This window comes from Photobacterium sp. TLY01 (genome assembly GCF_021432065.1).
Lineage (GTDB): Bacteria > Pseudomonadota > Gammaproteobacteria > Enterobacterales > Vibrionaceae > Photobacterium > Photobacterium halotolerans_A.
Window position 1 is genome coordinate 1,474,599 of sequence record NZ_CP090364.1, and the last position, 24,414, is coordinate 1,499,012.

The 24,414-nt window shown below is 50.3% G+C and carries 20 protein-coding genes; 11 read left to right on the forward strand and 9 right to left on the reverse strand.

The window, feature by feature from the left end; genetic code table 11:
• Positions 1 to 288 precede the first annotated feature (288 nt).
• Complete coding sequence (emrD, locus tag LN341_RS07245; RefSeq protein WP_234204569.1) at positions 289 to 1,497, forward strand: multidrug efflux MFS transporter EmrD; 1,209 nt, start codon at positions 289 to 291, stop codon at positions 1,495 to 1,497.
• A 58-nt stretch (positions 1,498 to 1,555) separates the two neighbouring features.
• Here the strand turns inward: emrD and LN341_RS07250 are convergent, their stop codons facing one another.
• Positions 1,556 to 1,882, reverse strand: coding sequence for an HI1450 family dsDNA-mimic protein (locus LN341_RS07250; RefSeq protein WP_120510734.1), 327 nt, complete (start codon positions 1,880 to 1,882; stop codon positions 1,556 to 1,558).
• 208 nt (positions 1,883 to 2,090) lie between these two features.
• Between LN341_RS07250 and LN341_RS07255 the strand changes: the two genes are divergently transcribed.
• Complete coding sequence (locus tag LN341_RS07255) at positions 2,091 to 2,864, forward strand: nucleotidyltransferase domain-containing protein (protein WP_234204570.1); 774 nt, start codon at positions 2,091 to 2,093, stop codon at positions 2,862 to 2,864.
• Positions 2,865 to 2,904: 40 nt separating this feature from the next.
• Positions 2,905 to 5,283: a DNA polymerase II gene (locus tag LN341_RS07260; RefSeq protein ID WP_234204954.1), complete on the forward strand. Its 2,379-nt coding sequence runs from the start codon at positions 2,905 to 2,907 to the stop codon at positions 5,281 to 5,283.
• On the opposite strand, the gene LN341_RS07265 is transcribed toward LN341_RS07260, so the two are convergent.
• The 5 genes from LN341_RS07265 to LN341_RS07285 form a co-directional block, all read right to left on the reverse strand.
• Entirely contained in the window at positions 5,280 to 5,921 is a 642-nt protein-coding gene (locus tag LN341_RS07265; RefSeq protein WP_234204572.1) for a response regulator transcription factor, read from the reverse strand. The genes LN341_RS07260 and LN341_RS07265 overlap by 4 nt on opposite strands.
• Positions 5,890 to 7,284, reverse strand: coding sequence for a cache domain-containing protein (locus tag LN341_RS07270; protein WP_234204956.1), 1,395 nt, complete (start codon positions 7,282 to 7,284; stop codon positions 5,890 to 5,892). The genes LN341_RS07265 and LN341_RS07270 overlap by 32 nt, the downstream gene beginning before the upstream one ends.
• A 139-nt stretch (positions 7,285 to 7,423) precedes the next feature.
• Positions 7,424 to 8,707, reverse strand: a complete 1,284-nt coding sequence (locus LN341_RS07275) for a TRAP transporter large permease subunit (protein WP_234204574.1) — start codon at positions 8,705 to 8,707, stop codon at positions 7,424 to 7,426.
• Positions 8,708 to 8,717: 10 nt separating this feature from the next.
• On the reverse strand, positions 8,718 to 9,242 hold the full coding sequence (locus tag LN341_RS07280) for a TRAP transporter small permease subunit (RefSeq protein ID WP_234204575.1): 525 nt from the start codon (positions 9,240 to 9,242) through the stop codon (positions 8,718 to 8,720).
• A 76-nt stretch (positions 9,243 to 9,318) separates the two neighbouring features.
• A complete protein-coding gene (locus LN341_RS07285; RefSeq protein WP_046220683.1) occupies positions 9,319 to 10,410 on the reverse strand; it encodes a TRAP transporter substrate-binding protein in 1,092 nt (363 codons plus the stop codon).
• A 449-nt stretch (positions 10,411 to 10,859) separates the two neighbouring features.
• On the opposite strand from LN341_RS07285, the gene LN341_RS07290 reads away from it, so the two are divergent.
• Positions 10,860 to 11,111 (forward strand): DUF1289 domain-containing protein, encoded by a 252-nt coding sequence (locus LN341_RS07290; RefSeq protein WP_234204577.1) that lies wholly within the window; start codon positions 10,860 to 10,862, stop codon positions 11,109 to 11,111.
• Between the two features lie 84 nt (positions 11,112 to 11,195).
• On the opposite strand, the gene rplY is transcribed toward LN341_RS07290, so the two are convergent.
• A complete protein-coding gene (gene rplY / locus LN341_RS07295) occupies positions 11,196 to 11,474 on the reverse strand; it encodes a 50S ribosomal protein L25 (protein WP_046220681.1) in 279 nt (92 codons plus the stop codon).
• 351 nt (positions 11,475 to 11,825) lie between these two features.
• Here rplY and LN341_RS07300 point away from each other — a divergent pair, with 351 nt between their 5' ends.
• Complete coding sequence (locus tag LN341_RS07300; RefSeq protein WP_234204579.1) at positions 11,826 to 13,979, forward strand: TonB-dependent hemoglobin/transferrin/lactoferrin family receptor; 2,154 nt, start codon at positions 11,826 to 11,828, stop codon at positions 13,977 to 13,979.
• A 70-nt stretch (positions 13,980 to 14,049) separates the two neighbouring features.
• On the opposite strand, the gene LN341_RS07305 is transcribed toward LN341_RS07300, so the two are convergent.
• Positions 14,050 to 15,792: a DEAD/DEAH box helicase gene (locus LN341_RS07305; RefSeq protein ID WP_234204580.1), complete on the reverse strand. Its 1,743-nt coding sequence runs from the start codon at positions 15,790 to 15,792 to the stop codon at positions 14,050 to 14,052.
• A gap of 121 nt (positions 15,793 to 15,913) precedes the next feature.
• Positions 15,914 to 16,408 carry an N-acetyltransferase gene (locus LN341_RS07310; protein ID WP_234204582.1) on the reverse strand — a complete coding sequence of 165 codons (495 nt, stop codon included), beginning with the start codon at positions 16,406 to 16,408 and terminating at the stop codon, positions 15,914 to 15,916.
• Positions 16,409 to 16,688: 280 nt separating this feature from the next.
• Here LN341_RS07310 and rsuA point away from each other — a divergent pair, with 280 nt between their 5' ends.
• From rsuA to fdhF, 6 genes are all read left to right on the forward strand, one after another.
• Positions 16,689 to 17,378 carry a 16S rRNA pseudouridine(516) synthase RsuA gene (gene rsuA, locus LN341_RS07315; RefSeq protein WP_234204583.1) on the forward strand — a complete coding sequence of 230 codons (690 nt, stop codon included), beginning with the start codon at positions 16,689 to 16,691 and terminating at the stop codon, positions 17,376 to 17,378.
• 304 nt (positions 17,379 to 17,682) lie between these two features.
• Positions 17,683 to 18,873 (forward strand): Bcr/CflA family multidrug efflux MFS transporter, encoded by a 1,191-nt coding sequence (locus LN341_RS07320; protein WP_046220676.1) that lies wholly within the window; start codon positions 17,683 to 17,685, stop codon positions 18,871 to 18,873.
• Positions 18,874 to 18,911: 38 nt separating this feature from the next.
• On the forward strand, positions 18,912 to 19,568 hold the full coding sequence (locus tag LN341_RS07325; protein ID WP_234204958.1) for a DUF2913 family protein: 657 nt from the start codon (positions 18,912 to 18,914) through the stop codon (positions 19,566 to 19,568).
• Positions 19,569 to 19,768: 200 nt separating this feature from the next.
• Positions 19,769 to 21,139, forward strand: a complete 1,371-nt coding sequence (locus LN341_RS07330; protein WP_234204585.1) for an MATE family efflux transporter — start codon at positions 19,769 to 19,771, stop codon at positions 21,137 to 21,139.
• A gap of 249 nt (positions 21,140 to 21,388) precedes the next feature.
• Positions 21,389 to 22,225, forward strand: coding sequence for a formate/nitrite transporter family protein (locus tag LN341_RS07335; RefSeq protein WP_234204587.1), 837 nt, complete (start codon positions 21,389 to 21,391; stop codon positions 22,223 to 22,225).
• Between the two features lie 97 nt (positions 22,226 to 22,322).
• Positions 22,323 to 24,413 carry a formate dehydrogenase subunit alpha gene (fdhF, locus tag LN341_RS07340; protein ID WP_234204588.1) on the forward strand — a complete coding sequence of 697 codons (2,091 nt, stop codon included), beginning with the start codon at positions 22,323 to 22,325 and terminating at the stop codon, positions 24,411 to 24,413.
• The last annotated feature ends 1 nt before the right edge of the window (position 24,414 follow it).

The window sequence follows — 24,414 nt, forward strand, 5'->3', positions numbered from 1 at the left end:
TAAATCAATGGAAAAGCGAGCTGAAATGCTCGCTTTTTTTTGTCCGTAAAGACGTAACAGAAAGATTAGTTTTTATAATCCGAATCATAACAAAGTATCGTGCTGCTCAGGTTAGGATTTACTTGTTGTTCGCCTTGCCTGCTATTACTATCCCGCTCGAAAGCTCGTCATAACGTTACTTGATGTAAATGGTCGATTCTGCAGCCATTTCTCAAGGTTCATTTTCCGCATAGATTTATGATGACTTGAACTTATCTTTTTCTTTGTATTGTTGTAAGGAGTGAGGTTGTGCAAAGGCAATCTTATTCTGCCAGTGTGGCAAAAATTTTGTTCCTGATTATTATTCTGGCCGCCGTTGGGCAAATGACCCAAACTATGTACGTGCCAGCGATCCCACAAATGGCAGCGGCATTCAGTGTTAAGCCCGCTCTCTTGCAGGCTGTGATGGCCTCGTATCTCATTCCATACGGTCTGTCGCAGTTCGTCTACGGTCCGTTATCGGATCGGATTGGACGTAAGCCTGTGATGCTGGCCGGTATGAGTATTTTCATTCTCGGTACAATACTGGCACTTTTTGCTCCTTCATTCGAAGTCTTTCTGCTTGCCAGTTTTATTCAGGGCATGGGAACCGGATGTGGTGGTGCAATGTGCCGAACGATTACCCGGGACTGTTACGAAGGTACAGAGCTGCACAAAGTAAACAGTCTGGTCAGTATGGGCATTATTTTCTCGCCATTGATTGCGCCGGTTCTGGGTGGATACCTGTCGGAGGCACTTGGCTGGTCGGCAAGTTATGTCTTTTTACTGGTTTTGGGTGCTGCTGTAACTTTAATTATTTTCTCCCGCTTTACTGAAACCCTGCCTAATGAGAAGCGTAGGGTAGAGCGTGTGACTGTCAGCTATAAATATGTGCTGAGTAATCGCAAATTTCAGGGCTATGTCATGTGCTTAGTGGCAACCTTTTCAGGGCTTGCCGTATTTGAAGCTGCCGCGGGTGTGTTGTTGGGCAATGTACTCAAACTTGATCCGACGACAGTGAGCTGGTTATTTGTGCTGCCGTTACCGGGATATCTGCTGGGCTCATGGATGTCGACTTTGTTGCTCAGGCACATGGGGCAACAGCGGGTGCTCTATGTCGGGCTGGCAGCACTTGGCTTCGGCGCAATAACCATTTTACTGCCCGGAATGGCAGGGCTAGTTACTGTCAGCTCACTGATTGGCGGCGCATTTCTGTATTTCATTGGCGCCGGGATTGTTTTTCCGGTCAGCACCACAGCTGCGGTAGAACCTTTTCCTTTCCATGCCGGTACGGCGGGGGCGGTGCTGGGCGGTTTGCAGAACTTAGGTGCGGGTGTTGCGACGCTGGTGGCATCGATGCTGAGTGCAAAAGATCAGTTTAGCCTGGGCGCGATAATGACGTGTATGGTGCTGATGGCGATCGCCAGCCTGCTCTGGGTCAGACGTTGTCAGCAGGAAGAAACGCCTGTGTTGGTATGATAAAAAAACGGTGCTGAAATGAGCACCGTTTTTTTTTGTTTCTGGCTTAATCACCTGATTAGTCGCGCTTCCACAAGATGTGGCAGAATTTATTGTCCGGGTTACGGCTTATCAGCATGCGGGCAAAGATGTCATCTAATTCATCGTTGGCTTCGTTCACCAGCCCGATCCGCACTTCTGCATATTCTTCGCCATCAACAGCGAAGCCAACATGGCCTGGCCAGTCTTCTCCGGTCTCTACAACCTCAGCTGCACCACGGTCATCAAATTGAGCCGTGAACAACAAGACATCGGCGGGTTCCAGACTGTCTTGTGCCATTTCCAGAAAAATATCGTAGGCAGCTTCAATAACGTCGTCGTATGAAATCAGGTCTAAGTTATCCATGTTTGGGTCAACATCAGTTTTATTGAATAGAACCGGGAGTATACCAAGGCCACCTGTCGATGGCTATGATACAGACGATTGTGCTGTATCTGACGAGGGCAGGCCTTAGTTGGTTGAGATTGCAGCGTTTAAGTCTGCCGCCAACTTTAAGGCTGTCACTTTCATGTTATGATGCAGACAGACAGTGCGGTGCCCCAGGAAACAGATATTGCCAACATTTCTTCCCGTCATTGATAACGACCGGCCTTTTCAACCGGTGTTTCAACCCTGTATTAATGAGACTTTGCAGCACCTTGGTGTCCTGTTCAAAGAAACACTTCACAGTGTCTACCTTGCAGGTAGTGTTGCACGTCGTGACGCCGTGCCCGGGCAGTCTGATCTGAACCTGACGCTGGTGTTTGAGCGGCCTTTGAACGAGCTGGAAAAAAGCCGGTTACACAGCCTGAGCACCTATATAGCCAGACGTTACAGGGCAGTGAAACGACTGGACATCAGGATGGCCACGACGCGTGATGTCTTGTCGCTGGACGGTATTTTTCAGTGGGGCTTTTGGCTCCGGCATTGCTGTGTCTGCCTTCAAGGCGATGATTTGTCAGCTCGATTTGGTGCATTTGAACCCAGCTGGGACGCGGCAAAATCATACAATGGTCCTTTTGAACCCATCCTCACAGAATACCGGGAGAAAATCCTGAAAACACGGGTGGCGGAGCATTACCTTGACTACTGTGAATATATCGGCAAGAAAATGCTATGGACGGCCTACACGCTCGTGTTTCACCGGGAAAAAGTGCTGGCCCTGTCAGTCAGAGAAGCCACAGCGCTGTTTTTGAAAAATTATCCTGATAAAGCTGTCGACATCGAGCGCGCGTACATCCTGATGAGTCGCACCCAAGTGCCGAAGAAGGCATCCTTGTTTTTGATGCAGAGTTTCGGCCAGTGGCTGGTTGATGAGTGGAATAAAATTGAACGCAAAATCGGCTAAGCACCGTCACATCCAACCCGGGCAAACCTCTCATTCTTCAATGCTGCAGGCGGAAGGGTTCGTACTCACCCGGCAAAGTCGCGACAGGCAAGGGCAGACCCAGATTGTCCTCTGGGTAAAAACGGACCAAGGGCCTTGCCAGCTGGTTATTGAGGGCGAAAAGCCCGTGTGTTTTATTCCGGCCAGTGAACAAGAAAACGCAGATACAGTCCTGACCCGGCACGGTCTGTCCGTCAACTGGCGCACGCTGGACATGAAAGACTTCCAGCATCAGGCCGTGGCGGCTTGCTACACCTCAACGATCAGCACCAGCCTTCGGATCGGCGCACTGTTGTCAGCAGAAGGCATTCAAGTATTTGAAGATGACATCCGGCTTGCTGACCGTTATCTGATGGAGCGTTTCATCCGCGGTGGAATCGCCTTCGCAGGGAATGCCGTTATCAGAGATGGGTATACCGAAATTCGTCAGGTGAAAACCAAATCGGCGGATTATCTGCCTTCCTTGTCTGTTGTCTCACTGGATATTGAATGTTCAGAGAAGGGCATTTTGTATTCTGTCGGTCTGCACAGTGAGGCTGACAGCCGGGTGATCATGGTCGGTGAGCCTCTCAATGCTGAGCAAGAGCAACTGTCATGGATTGAATGGGTCAGGGATGAAAAAGCCCTGCTGATTGCCATGCAAGAATGGTTTATCCGCTATGATCCTGATGTCGTGATCGGCTGGAACGTGGTGGATTTTGACTGGCGTTTATTACTGCGGCGTGCAGAATGGCACAAATTGCCTCTTCGGCTTGGTCGCGGCAGGCAGACGCCGCACTGGCGCCAGTCCAGTCAGAACCCGAATGCCGGTTTCATTACCATTCCGGGCCGGGTGGTGATGGACGGTATTGATACGCTGAAAACCGCCACCTATAACTTTCGTTCCTGGTCGCTGGAATCGGTTGCGCAAGCGCTGCTTGGCGAGGGGAAGGCGATTCATAATGTCTATGATCGCATGGCTGAAATTAATCAGATGTTCCGCGAGGATAAAGTGTCTCTGGCACGCTATAACCTGCAGGACTGTAAACTGGTTACCCGGATCTTCGAACAAACACACTTGCTGGATTTTGCGCTGGAACGCAGCCGGCTGACTGGGGTAGAGCTGGACAGAGTCGGTGGCTCGGTTGCTGCGTTTACGAACCTGTATTTACCTCAGTTGCATCGCGCTGGCTATGTGGCCCCCAACCTTGAAAGTGAAAACTGGATCGCCAGCCCCGGTGGTTATGTGATGGACTCGAAACCGGGCTTGTATGATTCGGTGCTGGTGCTGGATTTCAAATCCCTGTACCCGTCCATTATCCGCACATTCTGCATTGATCCCATGGGGCTGGTTGAAGGTTTACTCCTGGAGGAAGGTAAAGCTGAGCAGCAGGCCATTGCGGGTTTTCGGGGCGGGCGATTTCACCGGCAAAAGCACTTTTTACCAGAAATGATTGAAGCGTTGTGGGCCGCACGTGATCAGGCGAAAAGAGACGGAGAAAAAGCGTTTTCGCAGGCGATAAAAATCATCATGAACTCTTTCTATGGCGTGCTGGGTTCCTCCGGCTGTCGTTTTTTTGATCATCGTCTGGCTTCTTCGATCACCATGCGAGGTCATGAAATTATGAAGTTGACCCGTGAGCGCATTGAAGCACAGGGTTTTGAGGTGATATACGGCGATACGGACTCGACCTTTGTGTCGCTGAAAAAGGCCCACAGTGGTGACGATGCGGATGCCATCGGTGCCCGGCTGGTGGCTGATATCAATGCCTGGTGGGCCTGCCATCTGCAAGCGCATTACAACCTGACTTCCGCCCTTGAGCTGGAGTACGAAACCCATTATCACAAGTTTCTGATGCCAACGATCCGGGGCCAGGAAACCGGCAGCAAAAAGCGGTATGCCGGTTTGGTGGTTCGAAATGGACGAGAGGAGATGGTCTTTAAAGGGCTGGAAACGGTCCGCACCGACTGGACTCCCTTGGCGCAGGAATTTCAGCAGACCCTTTATCACAAAGTGTTTCATGACGAAGACGTGGAAGAGTATGTGCGTGCTTACGTGGAAATGACCGGGCAGGGCGCATTTGACGACAAACTGATCTACCGAAAAAGGTTACGCCGTCACCTATCAGAGTACCAGAAGAATGTGCCGCCTCATGTCCGTGCCGCCCGGCGGGCCGACGAAGTCAATCAGCAGTTGGGGCGTCCCTTGCAGTATCAGACAGGCGGCTGGATTGAATATGTGATTACCACCCATGGCCCGGAACCGGTAGAAGCCAGGCAAAGCCAGATCGATTACGACCACTATATCGATAAACAGTTAAAGCCGATTGCAGATGGTATCCTGCCGTTTATCGGCCGGCATTTTGACGATATTATTGCACCGCAACTGGGGCTGTTCTAAATCAGGTTTTCTTTCACGGCATAAGCGGTGAGCTCAGCCGTGGAGTTCATGTTAAGTTTATGCTTGATATTCTGGCGATGGGTTTCCACCGTTCGGGTGCTGATCCCCAGTTCCATCGCAATTCTTTTACTGCTTTTACCCAGCGCCACCTGACGCAGTACGGTTTCTTCCCGCCGGCTTAATGTCGCCAGTACTACTTCGGCTGGCTCAACCGGCCCAATAGGGGCGGCGAATAAGGTATCGGCGACCAGCCTGCAAAAATACCGCCCGCCCTGATGTACGGCTTCTATGGCTTGTACCATTTCCTGCGCGGAAACTTCTTTGAGAATGTAGCCACTTGCTCCTGCCTGCATCACCTGAAGGATGTATTCGCGATTGTCATGCATGGTCAGAATCAGCACCTTGATCTCCGGAAAGTGCTGGCGGAAATGGCGTGTGGCTTCAATGCCGTTCATTTCCGGCATACTGATATCCATGAGCACCACATCGGGCTGGTACTGTTCGGCATTTTTCAGTGCGTCTGCGCCATTGGTTGCAGTGGCAATTACTTCGATGTTGCTCTCGTTGTCGAGCCGGGCTTTGAAGCCTTCCATGACGACCTGATGGTCATCCACTAACAGTACTTGAATTTTTGCCATAAATGTCCAGTCCTTGTTTCAGAGGAAGGTTAACCAGGATTTCCGTCCCTTGTCCCGGTTCGCTGCTGATATCCAGTTCGCCACCCAGAAATTCCAGCCGTTCGCGCATATTTCGAAGGCCGATTCCTTTGCCATTCATGGCCTGTTGCACGCTAAAGCCCGTTCCGTGATCGCGAATCATGAACTGCAGGTTTTCCTGTATGACGGAGAGCTCGATATCAATCGTGTCTGACTGGGCATGCTTGCTGATATTCACCAGGGACTCCTGAGCGACCCGGTATAGCGTTGTCATCATATCTGTGGATAAGCTAGCGGTGCCAAGTGCCAGAGATTGATTCACACTGATGCCGGTCGAAGCGGCAAAATCACTGAGCAGGTTATCCAGCGCTGCAATCAGTCCGATGTCATCCAGGGAGCTGGGACGCAGGCTGTGTGAGATACGCCTCAGCTCAGCAATGGCCTGTAATAAAGAGGATTCACTCAGGCTCCGGTGACGTATGGCCTGCTCGATATCGGATTTGGCCATCTTGTCCTGAAGCAGTTCCAGATGGCACTTGCAGGAAACCAGTAACTGGTTCACCCCGTCGTGGAGTTCTCTGGCAACATGCTTTTTCTCTTCTTCCTGAAACATAACCGTTTTATGTGCCAGTTCCTTTAAACGGCTGTCTGCCAGCCTGTGTTCATGAAGATTGATTGCCAGTGTGGATGCCAGAATGAGCAGGGTGGTGATGGCGACCAGAACAATCACAGAAATGAAGGTTGTGCGTATGTTGGACTGGACTCCCTGTTCGACCTTCGCCATCTGGCGGGCGACATCTTCAATGTACAGGCCGGTACCTATCATCCAGCGCCATTTCGGCAGCCATGCTGCATAGCTGAGCTTGGTTACGATTAAATCACTGGACGGTTTATGCCACAGGTACTGATGGAAACCACCGCCAGACTTTGCTGTCTCTATCAGCGCCTGAATCAGGAAGTCCCCATTATTGTCCTGCAAATGAAACAGGTTTTTCCCGACCAGTTCGGGCAAAACAGGGTGGGCCAGGTTGGTGCCATCTTCATGATAGACAAAGAAATAGCCGTCGTGGCCGTATCTCAGATCGCTCAGGATACGTTTGACTTCTGCTTTGGCTTTTTCATCATCGATGGCAGCGTTGTGATAGATGTGATTGATGCTGTCGAGCGCAAGATCGACTGTGTCTTTCAGCGCTTGCTCTTTAGATGCAATCAGGCTGGCACGAAAGGTGGCGATTTCTTTCTGTCCCAGCGAGGTTGCCTGATGGATCGCGATCCAGCTGATCGCAGCGCTGATCAGCAGTAACGGGAGCAGTGTCAGTAAAATCAGCTTCACTTTCAGGGGCATGGTTGCAAACGTAGGGCTTATGAGCGATTGCATGGTTGTTTTGAATGTTAACAACTTGTTGGGAATATCAAAGCAAAATAGCGGCACTTTATGGAAAAAGTGCCGACTAGCTCTAGATTTGCCGGATTTCATGACAAGACTACAATCCGTAGAAGCCGGGGAAAATTAATACCGAGGCCAGGATCAGGATCTGGATGGTAATGAAGGGCATGACGCCTTTATAGATATCCCTTGTGCTGATGCCATCCGGCGCAACACCCTTCAGGTAAAACAGGCTGAAACCAAAGGGGGGCGTCAGGAATGAAGTTTGCAGGTTCATGGCAATTAAAATGGCAAACCAGAGCATATTGATCCCCATTGCATCCGCGATCGGCGCAAGAATCGGTACCACGATAAAGCAGATTTCAACGAAATCGATAAAGAATCCCAGAACCAGAATGATGAGCATGGTCAGGATCAGGAAGGTCCATTCTTCACCGGGCAGTGCCAGCATCCACTCTTCAACCAGATAATCACCGCCTGTGTAGGTGAACGCCATTGAAAAAGCCGTTGCACCCAGTAGGATCCCAAATACCATGGCGGTGACTTTGACGGTTTCGAATGCACTGTCATACAGCATCCGCCAGGAAAACTGCCGGTAAACGACAGACAGCAGCACTGCGCCCATGCCGCCCAGCGCGGCCGACTCGGTTGGTGTCGCGATCCCTGCAAAAATGGACCCTAACACCACGATAATCAGTGCCAAGGGCGGCAACACGGCTTTCAGTGCCGTGATGATCTCTTGGCGGCGTGACTGGTCGGGATCCCGTTCCATCGGCTGGGTGGCTTCCGGATTCAACCAACTGTAGATCACGATATAGATGATATAAGCCATCACCAGTGCGAGACCAGGCCAAACCGCAGCCTGGAACAGATCGCCAACCGGAATTCCCAGTACGTCACCTAACAAAATCAATACGATGGATGGCGGGATGATCTGACCCAGCGTACCCGATGCGCAAATTGTGCCGGTTGCCAGACCTTTGCTGTACTGGTATTTCATCATCACAGGCAGGGATATCAGGCCCATAGCGACAACAGAGGCCCCGACCACACCGGTTGACGCGGCCAGCAGTGAACCCACTAATACTGTTGAGATCGCCAGACCGCCGCGCACACTCCCGAAAAGTTTCCCCATGGATTCCAGTAACTGCTCTGCCAGACGGGTTTTTTGCAGTACTAAACCCATGAAGACGAACAGTGGGACGGCCATGAGCACAGTGTTTTGCATAATGCTCATAATACGAAACGGCATGAAGGCAAAGATTTCCGGTCCTTCAGCCCAGACGCCAAACAGCAGTGCGATGCCACCAAAGGTAAATGCCACTGGAAACCCGAGTAACAGGGCAAACAGGGCCACGATAAACATGATGATACCAACCACGGAATATTCCTTATTTTTCGTGGAACAGACTTGGGTTAACCAGCCGGTTAATGTTGTGCAGCAGCATTCCGATCCCCGAAATGGCCATAAACAGGAAAGAAAGCGGGATCAGACCTTTAATCAGCCAGCGATAAGGCAAGCCGCCCGGGTCGCCGCTGGACTCACCAAGGGAGTAGGATTCTTTCATATAATCAATGCCATACCAGAACACCAGGATACAGAATGGCAATAGGAAAAAGAGGGTGCCCAGCAGATCGATCAGGGCACGGGTTCTGAGAGAGAAACGTTCGTAGAACACATCGACCCGCACATGACCACCGGCCTTGAGTGCATAGGGCACACCCAGCAGGAAAACGGCTGAGAACAGGTGCCACTCCATTTCCTGCATGGCAATGGAAACATGGTTAAAGGCATACCGCATGACCACGTCATAAAAAACGTTGAACATCAGTATGATAAAAAGAGTGCTGGCTATCCAGCCAAGCAGATCAGAAAACCGGTTGATGATTTTCTCAAAGGCTAACAAGCTTCGCATAATGACTCCGTCGCGAGGCAACATTCCAGACTGATCAACGAGCATGCACCGGACAAACCGGTGCATGACTTGCGTGTTATTTCTGCTCAGCCTGACTGTCGAGGTAGGCTTTATCGGCAATCAGCGTCCATTCACGGGCTTTTTCCAGATAGGCCGCTTGTGAATCCAGGATCTCTTTGGCCAGCGGATCATTCTTGGCCTGTTCTTCAAGCAACTCATCGTTGGCCTGACGAATGGCCGCCATAACGTCATCCGGGAAGTTCATCACTTTGATGTTGGGATATTCTTCCTTCATGGTTGACCAGTTCTCGGCACTGGCATGGGTATTTAAGATATACATGTCGTAGGCTGAGAGGCGCATGGCTACGCGCAGAATTTCCTGCAGATCCGCAGGTAAACGCTCCCAGGATTGCTTGTTGACCAGAAACTGCAATTCAGTGGCAGGCTCATGCCAGCCGGTATAGTAGTAAGGCGCGATTTTGTGGAAACCCATTCGCAGATCCAGACCTGGTCCCACCCATTCCAGCGCATCAATGGTACGGCGCTCAAGCGCTGTATAGAGTTCACCCGGCGCAATATTGGTTGGACTGGCGCCCAGTTTAGCCAGCACTTCACCGGCAAAGCCCGGAATACGGATTTTCAGACCTTTCAGATCGTCAACTGTTTTGATTTCTTTCTGAAACCAACCACCCATCTGAACGCCTGTATTCCCCCCCGGAAATGACAACAAATTATGCGGGCCGTAGACTTTTTCCATCAGTTCCATACCGCCACCGTGATAGAACCAGGCATACTGTTCGGCCGCGACCATACCGAAGGGCATCGTGGAGAAATAAAGGGTATTCGGTACTTTGCCTTTCCAGTAGTAAGACGCCGAGTGGCCAATGTCATACTGGCCGGCTTTGACCATATCAAACACGCCCAGTGGCGCTTTGTGTTTATTGGCAGAATCGATGCGGATCTGTAAACGACCATTGGACATTTTCTCTGCCATTTCGGCCATCGCTTTAGTGGTGTCACCAAAAATAGGGAAGTTTGCACCCCAGGTTTCGGCCAGTTTCAGGCGATAGACTTTCTCTGCGGAATAAGCGGCGGTACTGGAAAGTAAAACCGCAACCGTGCTGGCTGCCACCAGAGCATTGCGTACAGTGCGTGTTACCAGACTCATGTTTCACGTCCTCATTGTTATTGTGGTAGCGGGATAATCCCTATGCAATCAAAGCATTAAACAAACTATAGGCATGAACAAGCGCAATAACACGGATTGGACAGCAAATAAGAAAGGAATTAATCGCGACTAAAGTCGTAAGTATTATTACGTAAAATAGTCTTGATTCTGTGAGTAAGGGTTTGATTTTTAATGAAATTAAAACTCGGCAATTTTGCATTTATTGCGTAAATTACTGAGAAAGGCCACAGGTAATTATGTTAACTATTTGTAATGGGTGTGAAGTGGCTCACTTCAGGTTAAGCAGACAACACTTCACTTTGTGTCAACTGATGGCCGACTGGCGTTATCAGCATAAAGTCGTTACTATCACTTTGTATGTAATTTAAGCTGTTCGTCGTTGTTACGAACGTTTCGCTGTATGGCACGCAAAGAACCGAGGAGGGGAGATGGAGCAATTAGAACTCTTTACAATTCCCAGCCCGTGTATTGGTGTTTGCCAGGTGAATAACAGAGGATATTGCAAAGGTTGTCTGAGGAACCGTGAAGAGCGGTTTCACTGGCAGGTCATGAGTAACGATCAGAAACGACATGTGATTAAATTATGCCGACAGCGTTATCAGCGTTTGCTCAAGCGCAAGCGGGAACTGGAGATGCAGGCTGCGAATGAGTCAGCCAGTCCGCAGCAAGATCTGTTCTAGAATTTTCATGTCATGCCCAATCACCAGACACAAAAAAAGCGCCCTGAGGCGCTTTTTTCTTCAGCGTTTTCACACCAACCGCAATTAGATGCGGATGAAGTCCATGTGCTGAACTTTTGGCTTGAACGGGTGACGCTGGATGTCTTGTGGCTTAACGTTCACTTCTTTACCATCGATTACCAGAGTGATGGCATCGTAGAAGCCTTCTTTATCCATCTGGTTGATCACGTCATCGTGGTTCAGTTCGATAGAAATTGGTGCTTCAGTGCCACCGTAAACGATTGCAGGGAACTTGTTAGCGTGACGCAGGCGGCGGCTCGCACCTTTACCCAGGTCTGAACGTACTTGTGCTTCAAATTTCATAATACTTACTCTTTATTGAGTGAATGAAAGAATGGTAAGTCAATAATGCGACCTTACTGACTACCCTCAAATCGAGCGCGGATACTAACACTCAAGTCTGCTGTAAACAAGCATATTTTCAGAAATCCCTCAATCACCTCGGAAGCAGGCACTTCATACAGCATTTTCCAACCATAGCTGTTTCTATTATTCAATGAGATTAATCAAACTAGTTTCATAATTTGGACTTAGTTCCAATAAATTTAGCTAACTGTGATCTAAATAGCATTGAGATTGATAGTAATTATCATTTGTTTTTGTATAATCGTGTCACTAACAAATTTGAATGATAAAAAATTGATAGCAGGGTTTATGAATCACAAACAACTTTCACTGATTGCCAGTTCTGTATTGCTGGCCCTTTCTCCTTCATTGCATGCTCAGGAAAAAAAAGCGTACACAGATGAAATTGTGGTCACAGCCACACGAACCGAACAAAGTATTAAAGATGTTCCGGGTTCTGTATCAAAGATTACCGCTGAAGATATGGAAAAGAACCTGGCCAATGATCTGCAAGATGCCCTGAAATATGAGCCCGGTGTTCAGGTAAATGGCAATGGCCGCTTCGGGATTTCTGATTTCACGGTGCGTGGTGTTTCCGGCAATCGCGTGAAAGTGATGGTTGATAATGTGGAGCAACCGGCGGGTTATAACCCGGGTGCTGACCAGATGCGAAAATTCTCGAACGGTATTGAAATTGACACGCTTACCGCGATAGAAGTCAGTAAAGGTCCTGGCTCAAGCCTGTACGGAAGTGATGCCATGGGGGGGACAGTCTTGCTGAGAACGAAAAATCCTGAAGATGTAATACAGACTGGAGAGAACAATCATCTGGCTGTCAAAACTGGTTATGCGAGCGACAGTGATCAATACAAAGCAACCGTTGAAGCGGCGAACCGTACCGGTGCTGTAGAGAGCCTGCTGATTTATACCTACCGTGATGGTAAAGAAACAGAAACACATGGTGATGGTGCAGACATTGAAGGTCTGGACCGCGGTCAGGCTGATCCCCTGACGTTCGCCTCTCACAATCTTTTAGGCAAAGTCTACGTTCAGCTGAACGACGCCAACCGCGTTGGTTTCGTTGCTGAATACTTTAACCGCGACACTGACACTCAGATACTGAGTCGTGAAAATTATGACGCTGGTGGCGGTTTCATGCCGGGTTACGTTTATACCAACGTTAAAGGTCATGACGAAGATGATCGTATCCGGCTTGGGTTGAACCATGAATGGCAAGCAGATAACACTGCATTTGATACGCTGAACTGGGCGCTGAACTGGCAGCAGAGTGAAAGTAAACACGATAACTATGACCACACAGGAGCGAACGGGAATCGTAACCGATATCGTGCCGGTGAAGATTCAAGCACCCAGTTTGATGCCCAGTTTAATAAAATCATTGCATTGGCTACGACTCGCCATGAGCTGACCTATGGTCTGAATGCGGTGAAAAATGAATTTGAACTGGATTATAAAAACTATTCGTTAGACACAGGGGACGTGACCCCGGGACCGGTCGAAGTGCCAAATGCAGAATCTGTGAAGTATGGTCTTTTCCTGCAGGATCAGCTGTATTTGATGCAAGAGCAACTGGTGGTGACTGCCGGTATCCGCTACGACAACTATCAGGCCGAACCAGCTGCCTCTTCGGGTTTGGACAAGCATGAAAGTGATGCGGTTACCGGCCGTCTTGGCGCGGTTTATCACTGGAATGAGTCGTTCAATACGTATGCTCAAATCAGTCAGGGCTTCCGCTCACCGTCGATCGGTGAAATGTATGAAGACAAAGACAACAGCATGTTTGGCTATAAGATTGTTTCAAATCCGGATCTGAAGCCAGAGAAGAGCATTGCCTATGAAATTGGCGCAAGGTCTCAGGGTCGCATCGGTGCAATGAATGTCGCGGCTTTCTACAATGATTACAAAGATTTCATTGTGAGCAGCACGGAAGAAGTGAATTCGATTGAAGTGACCACGAACGCTAACCTGGATGCAGCCAAGATTTATGGTGTCGAGTTTGGTGCAGAAGTTTGGCTGGATGAAGCGCTGAGTGCGCCTTATGGCACTTATGCCAAACTTTCTCTTGCCTATCAGGAGGGCGAGGACAAGAAAACAGGAGACTCTCTGGATTCAGTTGCACCGTTCACTTCTGTGGTTGGTTTAGGGTATGACGCGCCAAGCGGTGTCTGGGGCAGCGAGATTAATGCAATGTATGTCGCGTCGAAAACTGGCGATGACTGGACCGATGAAAATGTCGATGCACCCAGTTACACAGTGGTTGATCTGACGACCTATTACACGCCGACAGAGAACCTGGTACTCCGTGCTGGCCTGTTTAACGCATTTGATAAAAAATACTGGCGTTATCAGGATGTTGACGGTTTGACAGCCAGTACGAGTGGTTTAGATCGCAGAACACAGCCAGGCCGTAATTGGGGTGTGAATCTGGACTACGCATTCTGATTGTTGAAGAAAAACACTGCCTGAATTGAGCCGCACACTACTGTGCGGCTTTTTTTCTGCTATACCAGACTTACTGTTTGTATTGATCCAGGTCGAACAACTTATCCCGGATTGCCCAGAAGCGGCCGCTTTTGCGGGCAATAATGATTTCCGGCGGGCGCAGCCGGTGTTCGTTGCTGGCTACTTTGGTGGGCGCGGTCTCGGTAAAGGGCCGATGGCGGTCGACCAGATGCGGATTGATGAATTTCTTCAGGAATTCTGATTTCTGGGTTTTGTTCGTCAGCTGCCAGATTTCACTGATCTGGCCGTCCTCTTCACTGAAATAGGTCACTTTCAGCTGAGGCTTGCCGTACTGGTTCTTCCCCGGTTCCAGTTGCATGTCGGTACACTTCATGATCATCGCATCTTTGAGTTTCAGCGCGTCACGCAGTTTTTTGTCCGGATCGACCATCACCGCATCGCACTGATGACAGCGCCGGGCAGCAATATCGTTGTCTGCACCGCATTCCTCACAGTATTTGGCACGAAAACGGTAGCCACACTCTTCCCGCTCACCGGTGTCATCATCTTCAAAATAGCCCTGACAACGACGGCCATAATGTTCTATCAGAAAACCGGCCGGGTCGAGCTTTCCCCAGAAGCTGTTTTTAAAGCCGCAAGCCGGGCAGGGCACCATAATGACTTCACTACTACTGTCTGGTTTGGGATCACCGACTTCCGGCTGATACAGGTCATAACAGTTCCCGGCATATTCGAGTACCAGGCAGTCTGTTTTTCCTTCGGCCAGCCGCAAACCACGACCAACAATCTGCTGGTAGAGGCTGATAGACTCGGTCGGGCGCAGGATTGCAATCAGATCCACATGCGGGGCATCAAAGCCTGTGGTGAGTACAGAGACATTCACCAGAAATTTGATCTGTTGGTTTTTGAAATCTGTGATAATCCGGTCCCGCTCTTCAAGCGGGGTATCGCCGACCACAAGTGCGGCAGATTCGTTGGCCAGATATCCCATGATCTCTTTGGCGTGATTCACCGTAGAAGCGAAGATCATCACGCCTTTACGATCTTTAGCATAATCAATGACTTGATCAATAATCATGGGTGTCGCGCGTGCGGATTTGGCAATCACAGCGTCCAGATCCGCTTCACGGTAATGACCATGATTGGCAGGTTTGAGGCTGGAAAAATCGTACCCGATGACGGCCATATCCATGATTTTGGGTTCGGTCAGGAAGCCTTCATCCAGCAGATAGCGGATCGGCAGTTCAAAAATGCAGTCACGAAAGAAGCGATCCTGCTCGGTACGCACCTGACCGCGGGTGTGATATTTGTAGATCCAGCCCATACCCAGCCGGTAGGGTGTGGCGGTCAGTCCCAGAATCTTGATGCCGGCATTGATGGCCTGAAGGTGCTGGATCACACGCTGGTAAGCACTGTTTTCATCGTCCGGCACGCGGTGGCATTCATCGATGACCAGCAAAGAAAATTCTGCATCAAACTGATCCAGACTGTTCACCATCGACTGCACAGAAGCAAAAACGACTTGCTGGTCCGTTTCTTTTCGCCCTAATCCGGCAGAAAAAATTGATGCCTTTAAGCCGTAGCTTTCATACTTGGCATGATTTTGCTCGACCAGCTCTTTGACGTGCGTCAGCACCAGCACCCGGCCACGGGCTATCCGGGCCAGCTCGGCAATCACCAGGCTTTTCCCGGCACCGGTTGGCAGCGCCAGCACGGCCGGTGTGCTGTGTTTACGAAAATAGTGCACTGTGGCTTTCACACAGTCTTGCTGATAAGGACGCAGGGTATACATGGATTTGACTTGATTGATAAACAGCGCAGAGGAGTGTAACGGCTTTAAACTGTGGGAGACAAGTTTTGGTGGAAGGGTGGCATCAGGGCCCGGAGTGCAGAGCCCTGTTTTCAAGTCAGATTCAGGAAGCCATATTCAGTGGCAATTTTGACGGTTTGATGGTTTTGGTCATCATGCAGAACTGGCGGCGCGGAATAAAATCATGCTTCTCATAGAAGCTGCGGGCGCCTTTGTTACCAATGTTTACTTCCAAAGTCAGTGCATGGACACCGGCTTCTGCGCAATGGCGTTCAATCTGAGGCATCAGCTCGGTACCAATCCCTTGCTGGCGCCATTCGGATTTCAGATAGAACTGATCAATCAGGGCGATTCGTCCGCCGTGCTCAAGGCTGAAGCTGTAACTCAGAATAATATGCCCGGCAATCATGGTATTGCCTTCGTGTTCAACTTCAATAAACCAAACCTGACCCAGTTCAGGATTGTTCAACATCTGGTGCACTGCCTGTGTGGTTTGCTCGCGCTTTTGTGGCAGGACTTCGTATTCAAAGAGTTCCCCAACTAGTGTAAGCAGCATGTCCACAGAAGACAGGCTAGGCGCTACAAGTGAGATGTTCATAAGTCAACCTTAGTTGTTCGGTGTTTTGATGGCACAGTGATGAGTTGTTCAAGGTGTTTATACGGATAACATATGCCCTCTGTCTATAAGTGAAGACCGTGAAAATGGATAAATGTTCTACTTTTTGAGCTTAGTGGCAGTTCAGGCAATGCAATGTAAAAATTTGTGATCAGAGGTTGCAATTAGTGATATCGCTCCAGCTGGCTCAGGTTTGAGATTTCACGTGCAACACGCAGGCCAGCTTTTTATAATGGCGCTTTTGCACCACGCGGAGCCTGCAATGCGGCTTGATAAATTTTTATGTACCGCCCTGGGAATTACCCGTAAGGAAGCCGGTAAAATACTCAAAGAAAAAAGAGTAGAAGTGAATGGTGAGATCGTCAAAAACGGTGCACTGAAAATCACGGATGACTGTGACGTTGAGTTTGATGGCAACTCGCTGCACATGACGGGCCCGAAATATTTTATGCTGAACAAGCCTCAGGGCTATGTGTGTTCGCATGTGGATGATTTTAATCCGACCGTTTTTGTCTTGTTAGATGAAGTCAGTCCGGAAAAACTGCATGTGGCGGGCAGACTGGACGCAGATACCACAGGTTTGGTGCTGCTGACGGATGATGGTCAGTGGTCGCACCGTATTACGTCGCCACGTCACGTCTGCGAGAAAGTGTACTATGTGGAAACGGCCGATCCGATTCCAGCCTCAGCAATCAATGAGTTCGCCGAAGGGGTACAGCTGCGCGGTGAGAAAGAACTGACCCGGCCGGCAAAACTGGAGATTCTTGAGGAGTGCGCGGCTCTGATCACTATCTCTGAAGGGAAATACCATCAGGTGAAACGTATGTTTGCGGCAATCGGCAATAAAGTAGTGGCGTTACACCGCGAGCAGGTTGGCGCTGTCGTGCTGGATGAGAATCTTGAACCTGGTGAATATCGTCCCCTCACCGAAGAAGAAATCGCCAGCTTTTAATCTGTCAGGGCTTAACAATTTAGTGGCATCGTTTGAGGCGTCGGCTCTGTGTGGGTATCGGCGCCTTTTTCATGCCTGTGATTCACTCTGTTCCGGTTGCCCGAGAAAAACAGCGAAACTTCGCTGTCAGGCAACATCGTTACGATTTTTTGGTCAATACTTGAACTTTGTGATAACGTACGTCACAATTTTTCGCTAGTACACCATAAAAAGAAACTTATCATTTCCTGTCGGGAAAGATTTAAGTAGCGGAAATTGTCGTACAATCACTCCCTTTCCTTTTCAATATGCTAATAAGTGGTTTATGAATAAATCTGACAGTCCTGGCCTGAGCTTTTCGCTGATCCTCATTCTGGGGGCAATTGCCGCACTCACCCCGCTGGCGATTGATATGTATCTGCCTGCGATGCCAACGATCGCCAAAGACCTGGGCGTGAGTCCCAGTCTGGTGCAGGTAACCCTGACAGCGTATACCGCAGGCTTTGCTGTTGGACAGTTGATTCATGGCCCGCTTTCAGACAGTTACGGTCGCCGCCCGATCCTGATAATCGGTGTCATGCTCTTTGCGCTGGCGGCCGTAGTCAGTGCCATGAGCCATAATATCAATGAACTGACCTGGATCCGTGCCGCGCAAGGCTTTGCCGGTGCCTCTGCCGCCGTGATCATCCAGGCACTGGTGCGGGATATGTTTGAACGGGAAGAGTTTGCCCGCACCATGTCGTTTGTCACCTTAGTCATGACGATTGCCCCTCTGGCTGCACCCATGATAGGTGGTTATCTGTCGGTCTGGTTCGGCTGGCGCTCCATTTTCTGGTTCCTGGCACTGGTTTCCGTGATTGTCATTCTGGCCGTGTTGAAAATGATCCCCGAAACCCTGCCGGCCGAGAAACGACTGCCGTTTCATTTAGGATCCACTCTCCGAAATTATGCACGTATGCTGATATCCGGCCCCGCGCTCGGTTTGGTGGTGAGCAGCGGTTTTTCGTTTGCGGGCATGTTCGTATTCCTGACTGTCGGCTCATTTGTGTACATCGATCTTTACCAGGTCAGTACGGAAAACTTTGGTTTGTTATTCGGACTGAACGTGATCTGCCTGATTGTCATGACCACTTTAAATGGCAAACTCGTTCGCAAAATGGGCTCGCACTTTATGCTGCGTTTGGGCCTGATCATTCAGCTGGTGGCCGGGGCAGGGCTGATTGCAGGGCAAGTGCTTGAACTGGGTCTGTGGGGCGTCGTTGTGCCTGTGATGCTGTTTGTGGGCGCAATTTCTACTGTTGCCAGTAATTCAATGGCTTGTTTGTTAGCCAAGTATCCGCACATGGCGGGTACGGCGTCGTCTTTGGCTGGTACAATGCGCTTCGGCACAGGGACTGTGGTGGGTGGTATTGTCGCAGCGATGCCGGATACCACAGCCTGGCCGCTGGCAGGCACGATGGCCGCTTGCGCCGTGTTGGCCTGCTTGTTTTATTGGGGACTGGCGAAAGACGCCTGATACCTGTGATTGACTAAGAGTATCTGAAAGTAATGATGATGGCTGTGTTTTATCAAGAGCTGAACAAACTGGTGAATGAAGGTCTGGCTGAATTGCAGTCTTCTGTTGCAGCAGGCAAAACCCCCAATAATCCGGTGAGCGAAACGCACTTCATGAGTGCCTGGATCACCAAAGTCATTAAACAGCAACGCTATGATCATTGTGTGGCGAAAACCTTGCTGGGCTGGCAGCAGATGGCCCGCAGTATGGGGAAGCAGGCCCAGCTGAAGCTGAAGTTTGAGCACCTTGGCTGGGTATTCTCGGGTGTACTGAACGACGAAGGCACCACCAGTGCGGTGACCGCTGAACAGCTGGAGGCTTTGTACAGCACGCTGCAGCAGCTCGATTGGGTGGTCGCGACTGAATACGAAGTGAACCGGAAAGTCACGCACCATACTGATGGTCAGGCGTCACTGGTGGTGTGTGCGAAGCAGTTCAAAGAAGCCTTTGATGAGGCCGGGCTTCTGGTAAAGCCATTGTCTGTTTATGTGCGCGGGAATAGTCAGCAATGTATTGATTTGGCCTATCAGCAAGGATTACTGCTGTACAAGGTCACGGACTATAAATCGCTGGTGAAGTATCACGGAGAATATCTGATTTACCCGGACAATGCGGGTGACTATCTTCCCGAACTCCCCACGCGAGCGGTTGAGTAAGACACCAAAAATGCAGCGAGAACGCTGCATTTTTTATATTTTTATTAGGTTTATCACGGTTTGTAGCCTGCCAGATCGCATAAATAACAGATCGGTTCAGGTTATTACGCACATGCGATTTCAACTTGTGATTTGAAAGGGTCAGTATAAAATCTGGCCTGTCGCTTTTCTGATGCTCCCCTTATTTCTCAGGACTCTGTATGTCGCCATCTGCTCCTCCCTTTTTTGACGGGGTGTTTGTCCGTCGCCTGTTGGCGATTGCTTTTCCGATCGCCTTACAGGTGATGCTGTTTTCCAGCCGTAGTCTGGTCGATATTCTGATGCTGGGCCAGCTCAATGAACTGGATGTAGCGGCGATTGGTATTGCCGGCCGGGCACTGTTTGTCGTTACTATTATGCTGTTTGGGGTGACGACGGGCGGGGCACTACTGGCGGCCCAGTACTGGGGCGCGGGCAATCAACACGGGATGAAACAAAGTGTTGCGCTGACGCTGACCATGACAACCCTGGTCGCCACATTGGCTGCGCTGGTATTTCTGGTGCTGCCTGAACAGGTGATTGGATTAGCGACCAATAACCCTGAGGTGATTGCCCGGGGCGCCGAGTACCTGCAAATTACTGCGGTGAGTCTGTACGCTGTGTCGTGGGGCAGCAGTGTTTCTGTGGGGCTACGTGCCATGCATCAGCCGGCGATCAGCACACTGTTCAGTGCTGTGGGTATCGCGCTGAATCTGTTTCTGAACTGGGTCCTGATTTTCGGACATCTGGGGATGCCGGCTTATGGCATTGCCGGCGCTGCATGGGCCACAGCCATCAGCGGTCTGGTTGAAATCGCGCTGTTATTTGGTTATCTGCATCTCAAGGATCACCCGATTGCGCTGCGCTGGTCGCTGTTTCCTGAAGTGTTCAATGCCCAGATGATCAACCGCTTTCTGAAGTTGTCGCTGCCAACAACCTTTAACCATCTTGCCTGGTCGGGCGGGATCTTCATGTACCACGTCATTATCGGGCAGGCCGGTGTCGATGGTTTGGTGGCCTTATCTGTGATGACGCCGATTGAGTCACTGGCGCTGGCGATGCTGATTGGTATATCCAATGCGTCAGCCGTGCTGATTGGCAATCAGTTGGGTGGCAGCAACATGGCGCAGGCTTACCGGCAGGCCTGGGCTGTGACTGTGATCAATTTTGGCTTTGCTGTGGTCACGGCAGGCCTCATGCTCCTGATCCGCGATCCTGTACTGGATTTATTTGCAGCCATGACGCCGGAAACCCGGGAACTGACTGAACATTTCTTCATGATTTTTTGCGCCGGTATGATCGTGAAAAGCCTGCCGATGACCATGATCGTGGGCGTGCTACGGGCAGGTGGTGACATTCGTTTCTGCTTTTATCAGGATATTGCCGCGCAATGGATGATCGGGATCCCGCTGACCGCATTTTGTGCCTTTGTGCTGAAACTGCCGCTGGAATGGGTGTACGCCATGCTGGTATTGGAAGAGGTGGTGAAAATCATCGGTTCCAGCATCCGTATCCGCTCAAAAGCCTGGATGAATAATTTGGTGGCTGGCTAAAACAGCCTGCTTTGTTGCTGAGTATCGCCTGAGCAGAGTGTGGAAAGGCACAGTCGTGCCTTATAACTTAATTGTGAGAAGGCGGGCCAAATGGAAAGGTTTTCTTCAACTGATTGTTAAGTATTGAAAAATGGTATTAAAGACAGAATAAGCAGACAGCCTCCGGCCGGATCACTGTACTAGAATTACCCATGACAGATACGGCTTCCGTTTAGCGCTTTGAACTTATGTCTTTGACCGGAGTGAACCATGGCTGATCTTTTCGGGTTTGATGCCTTTTCACCCAAGCAAATCGCTGAAAAAGTGGACAGTATCGGCGTGATAAAAGCCCGCCTGCCGTTGTTGTCTATGGTCATGCTGGGCATTCTGGCGGGTGCCTTTATTGGCTTGGGGGCCTTGTACTTTGTGATAATCAAATCTGACGCGAGTCTGGGCTTTGGTACCAGTCAACTGTTAGGGGGTATCGCATTTTCACTGGGGCTGTTGCTGGTGGTGGTCGCCGGGGCTGAGTTGTTTACCGGAAATAATTTACTGGCGATGGCCTGGGCCGATAAAAAGATTTCAACGGCTGAGCTGCTAAAGAATTGGCTGGTGGTCTGTGGTTCAAACTTTATCGGTGCGGCGGGACTGGCCTTTTTGGTGTATGCCTCTGGACATACTGAAATGAATCACGGGGTCATTGCAGAGCGTTATCTGCAGATCGCTGAAGCAAAATGCAGCTTAACGTTCTGGAGCGCATTTTTCAGAGGTGTGTTGTGTAACATTCTGGTTTGTATGGCGATCTGGATGGCAATGGCCGGGCGGAGTGTCATTGATAAAGCGGTCGCGATTGTTTTTCCAATCTCTGCTTTTGTCGCGGCAGGTTTTGAGCACAGTATTGCGAATATGTTCTTCATTCCATTAGCCATGTTCATTCAGGCATTTTCTGATACAGGCGCAGTGGCCGGTGCTGTGGGCTGGCTGGGCCTGATCAGTAACCTGATCCCTGTCATTCTGGGAAATCTGGTCGGCGGGAGCGTCTTGGTTGGTTTGGTGTATTACGTAATTTACCTGAGAAAACCAGCCGCTGATCAGAATAAAGAATGATCAGTTTTTAAGTGAGAAAGAAAGTGCCTGCATGAATTCGCGTCGTGCTGGATTGCTATACTCAATGCCAGAGCCCGCTGATTGAGTGTGAATGGCAATGGCTTCTTCAAGAGTGAAAACAGTCTGTCCTTTTTGTGGTGTCGGCTGCGGGATCAATCTGAAAATTGATGAACAGGGTAAGCTGGCAGGGGTTGAACCTCAGCAAAGCCATCCAGTGAGCCGCGGAAAGCTGTGTGAAAAAGGCTGGAGCACGGCCTATGCCATCCGTCCTGACAACCGGATTACTGAGCCGCTGAAGCGGATTCAGGATCGCTTTTATCCCATCCGTTGGGATGAGGCGCTGAGCGAGATCAGTGAGGCGATAAGAGAGATCCAGGCTGAGCACGGTTCTGATGCTGTCGGCGTTATCAGCAGCGCACGCGCAACCAATGAAGATAACTATGCCGCTCAGAAGTTTGCCCGAGTCGTCCTGAAGACTAACAACATTGATCATTGTGCCCGTATTTGTCACAGCCCCACGGTTGCCGGGCTGAAACAAACCTTAGGTTCCGGTGCAATGACCAATAGCACCAAAGATATTTTCGAGACCGAACTGATTGTTGTGATCGGTGCAGATCCGACAGAAAATCACAGCGTTTTTGGCGGACAGATGATTGAAGCCCGGTTACGAGGGGCGAAATTGGTGGTTATTGATCCCCGAGTGACCCGGCTGGCTAAAATGGCGGATGTGCATCTCCAGCTGAAACCGGGCAGTAACATCGCGCTGATTAATGCGATCTTGCACGTTCTCATCAAGCGAAAGCTGTATGACGCGTCGTTTGTCAGTCAGCGCTGTGAGGGTTTTGAAGCCCTGGCGCGCAGTGTGAAGGCAATCACGCCTGAGCTGGCTGAACTGAGTACAGGCATCAGCGCAGCCAAGATCCGGACAGTCGCGGAACTCTATGGTCAGGCCAAAAGCGCCATGATTCTGTACGGCATGGGAATTACCCAGTTTGTCAGCGGGACTTCGAATGTGATTGCACTGTCTAATCTGGCTTTGGTTTGTGGCCAGATTGGTCGTCCCGGCACTGGTATCAACCCGTTACGCGGACAAAATAATGTGCAGGGCGCATGCGATATGGGCTGCCTGCCGAATGTCTATCCGGGTTATCAGGCGGTTGAAGATAAGCTTGTGCAAGACAAGTTTGCGCAAGCCTGGGGAGAGCCGGTTGCAACCCGACCAGGGCTGACGTCGCTGGGGATGACCAAAGCGGCACTGGCCGGTGAATTTCGTGGTCTGATTTTATTCGGCGAAGATCCGGTAGTGACTGATCCGGATCAGAATCATGTCCGCGTGGCTATGAAGAAAATGGATCTGCTGGTGGTTGCTGAACTAACCATGACGGAGACAGCCAAGCTGGCCGATTACATCCTGCCAGCGGCATCCTTTGCCGAGAAAGAAGGCTCTTTTACCAACTGCGAGCGACGCGTACAGCATATTGCTCAGGCTTTGCAGCCACCAGGCTCAGCCATGGGTGACTGGCAGTGGTTGAAGGCATTGGCTGAAACACTGGGCAGCCATGCGCTCAGCTGGGCCAACAGCGAGGCTGTGTTTGACGAGATGGCCTCGCTGACGCCGTCATATCAGGGCATGACTTATTCAGGGATTGCGCTGGCTCATGGCTTACAGTGGCCCTGCAATCAGGATGCCCCACAAGGAACGGCTATCTTACATCAGACGAAGTTTCCTATTGGGAAGGCACGGTTGATCCCGGTACATCAGATTGATATTGATGAAAAGACCGACGAACAATACCCACTTATTCTGACCACGAACCGGCTTTCATGTCATTACGGTTGTGGTTCTATGACCCGAAAATCTCCGTTGCTGGAACGGGAAACGCCTGCGGGACTTCTTTTCATCAACCCGGCAGATGCCAGAACACTGCATATTCAGCGTTACTCGCCAGTGGGGATCCTCTCTCGCCGGGGCTATGTGGAGACTCGCGCCATGATCACCGATGATGTCCCTCCGGGCCTGGTGTCAATGCCATACCATTTTAAAGAAGCCCCGTCGAACCAGTTGACCAATACTGCGCAGGATCCAATCACGAAAATGCCTGAGCTCAAAGCATGTGCTGTGTCTGTGGTGCCATTACCCCCGGGGCAGGAGCCCAAAGATATCGAGCACTTATCGGAGGGCCAGTAAC

Bases quoted from the DNA above. Each gene is read 5' to 3' on its own strand.
- fdhF (WP_234204588.1), top strand. From the start codon at position 22,323: ATGGCTTCTTCAAGAGTGAAAACAGTCTGTCCTTTTTGTGGTGTCGGC.
- LN341_RS07330 (WP_234204585.1), top strand. From the start codon at position 19,769: ATGTCGCCATCTGCTCCTCCCTTTTTTGACGGGGTGTTTGTCCGTCGC.
- LN341_RS07325 (WP_234204958.1), top strand. From the start codon at position 18,912: ATGGCTGTGTTTTATCAAGAGCTGAACAAACTGGTGAATGAAGGTCTG.
- LN341_RS07250 (WP_120510734.1), bottom strand. From the start codon at position 1,882: ATGGATAACTTAGACCTGATTTCATACGACGACGTTATTGAAGCTGCC.
- rplY (WP_046220681.1), bottom strand. From the start codon at position 11,474: ATGAAATTTGAAGCACAAGTACGTTCAGACCTGGGTAAAGGTGCGAGC.
- LN341_RS07310 (WP_234204582.1), bottom strand. From the start codon at position 16,408: ATGAACATCTCACTTGTAGCGCCTAGCCTGTCTTCTGTGGACATGCTG.
- LN341_RS07320 (WP_046220676.1), top strand. From the start codon at position 17,683: ATGAATAAATCTGACAGTCCTGGCCTGAGCTTTTCGCTGATCCTCATT.
- LN341_RS07335 (WP_234204587.1), top strand. From the start codon at position 21,389: ATGGCTGATCTTTTCGGGTTTGATGCCTTTTCACCCAAGCAAATCGCT.
- LN341_RS07280 (WP_234204575.1), bottom strand. From the start codon at position 9,242: ATGCGAAGCTTGTTAGCCTTTGAGAAAATCATCAACCGGTTTTCTGAT.
- LN341_RS07305 (WP_234204580.1), bottom strand. From the start codon at position 15,792: ATGTATACCCTGCGTCCTTATCAGCAAGACTGTGTGAAAGCCACAGTG.
- rsuA (WP_234204583.1), top strand. From the start codon at position 16,689: ATGCGGCTTGATAAATTTTTATGTACCGCCCTGGGAATTACCCGTAAG.
- LN341_RS07285 (WP_046220683.1), bottom strand. From the start codon at position 10,410: ATGAGTCTGGTAACACGCACTGTACGCAATGCTCTGGTGGCAGCCAGC.
- LN341_RS07300 (WP_234204579.1), top strand. From the start codon at position 11,826: ATGAATCACAAACAACTTTCACTGATTGCCAGTTCTGTATTGCTGGCC.
- LN341_RS07270 (WP_234204956.1), bottom strand. From the start codon at position 7,284: ATGCCCCTGAAAGTGAAGCTGATTTTACTGACACTGCTCCCGTTACTG.
- LN341_RS07260 (WP_234204954.1), top strand. From the start codon at position 2,905: ATGCTGCAGGCGGAAGGGTTCGTACTCACCCGGCAAAGTCGCGACAGG.
- LN341_RS07290 (WP_234204577.1), top strand. From the start codon at position 10,860: ATGGAGCAATTAGAACTCTTTACAATTCCCAGCCCGTGTATTGGTGTT.
- LN341_RS07265 (WP_234204572.1), bottom strand. From the start codon at position 5,921: ATGGCAAAAATTCAAGTACTGTTAGTGGATGACCATCAGGTCGTCATG.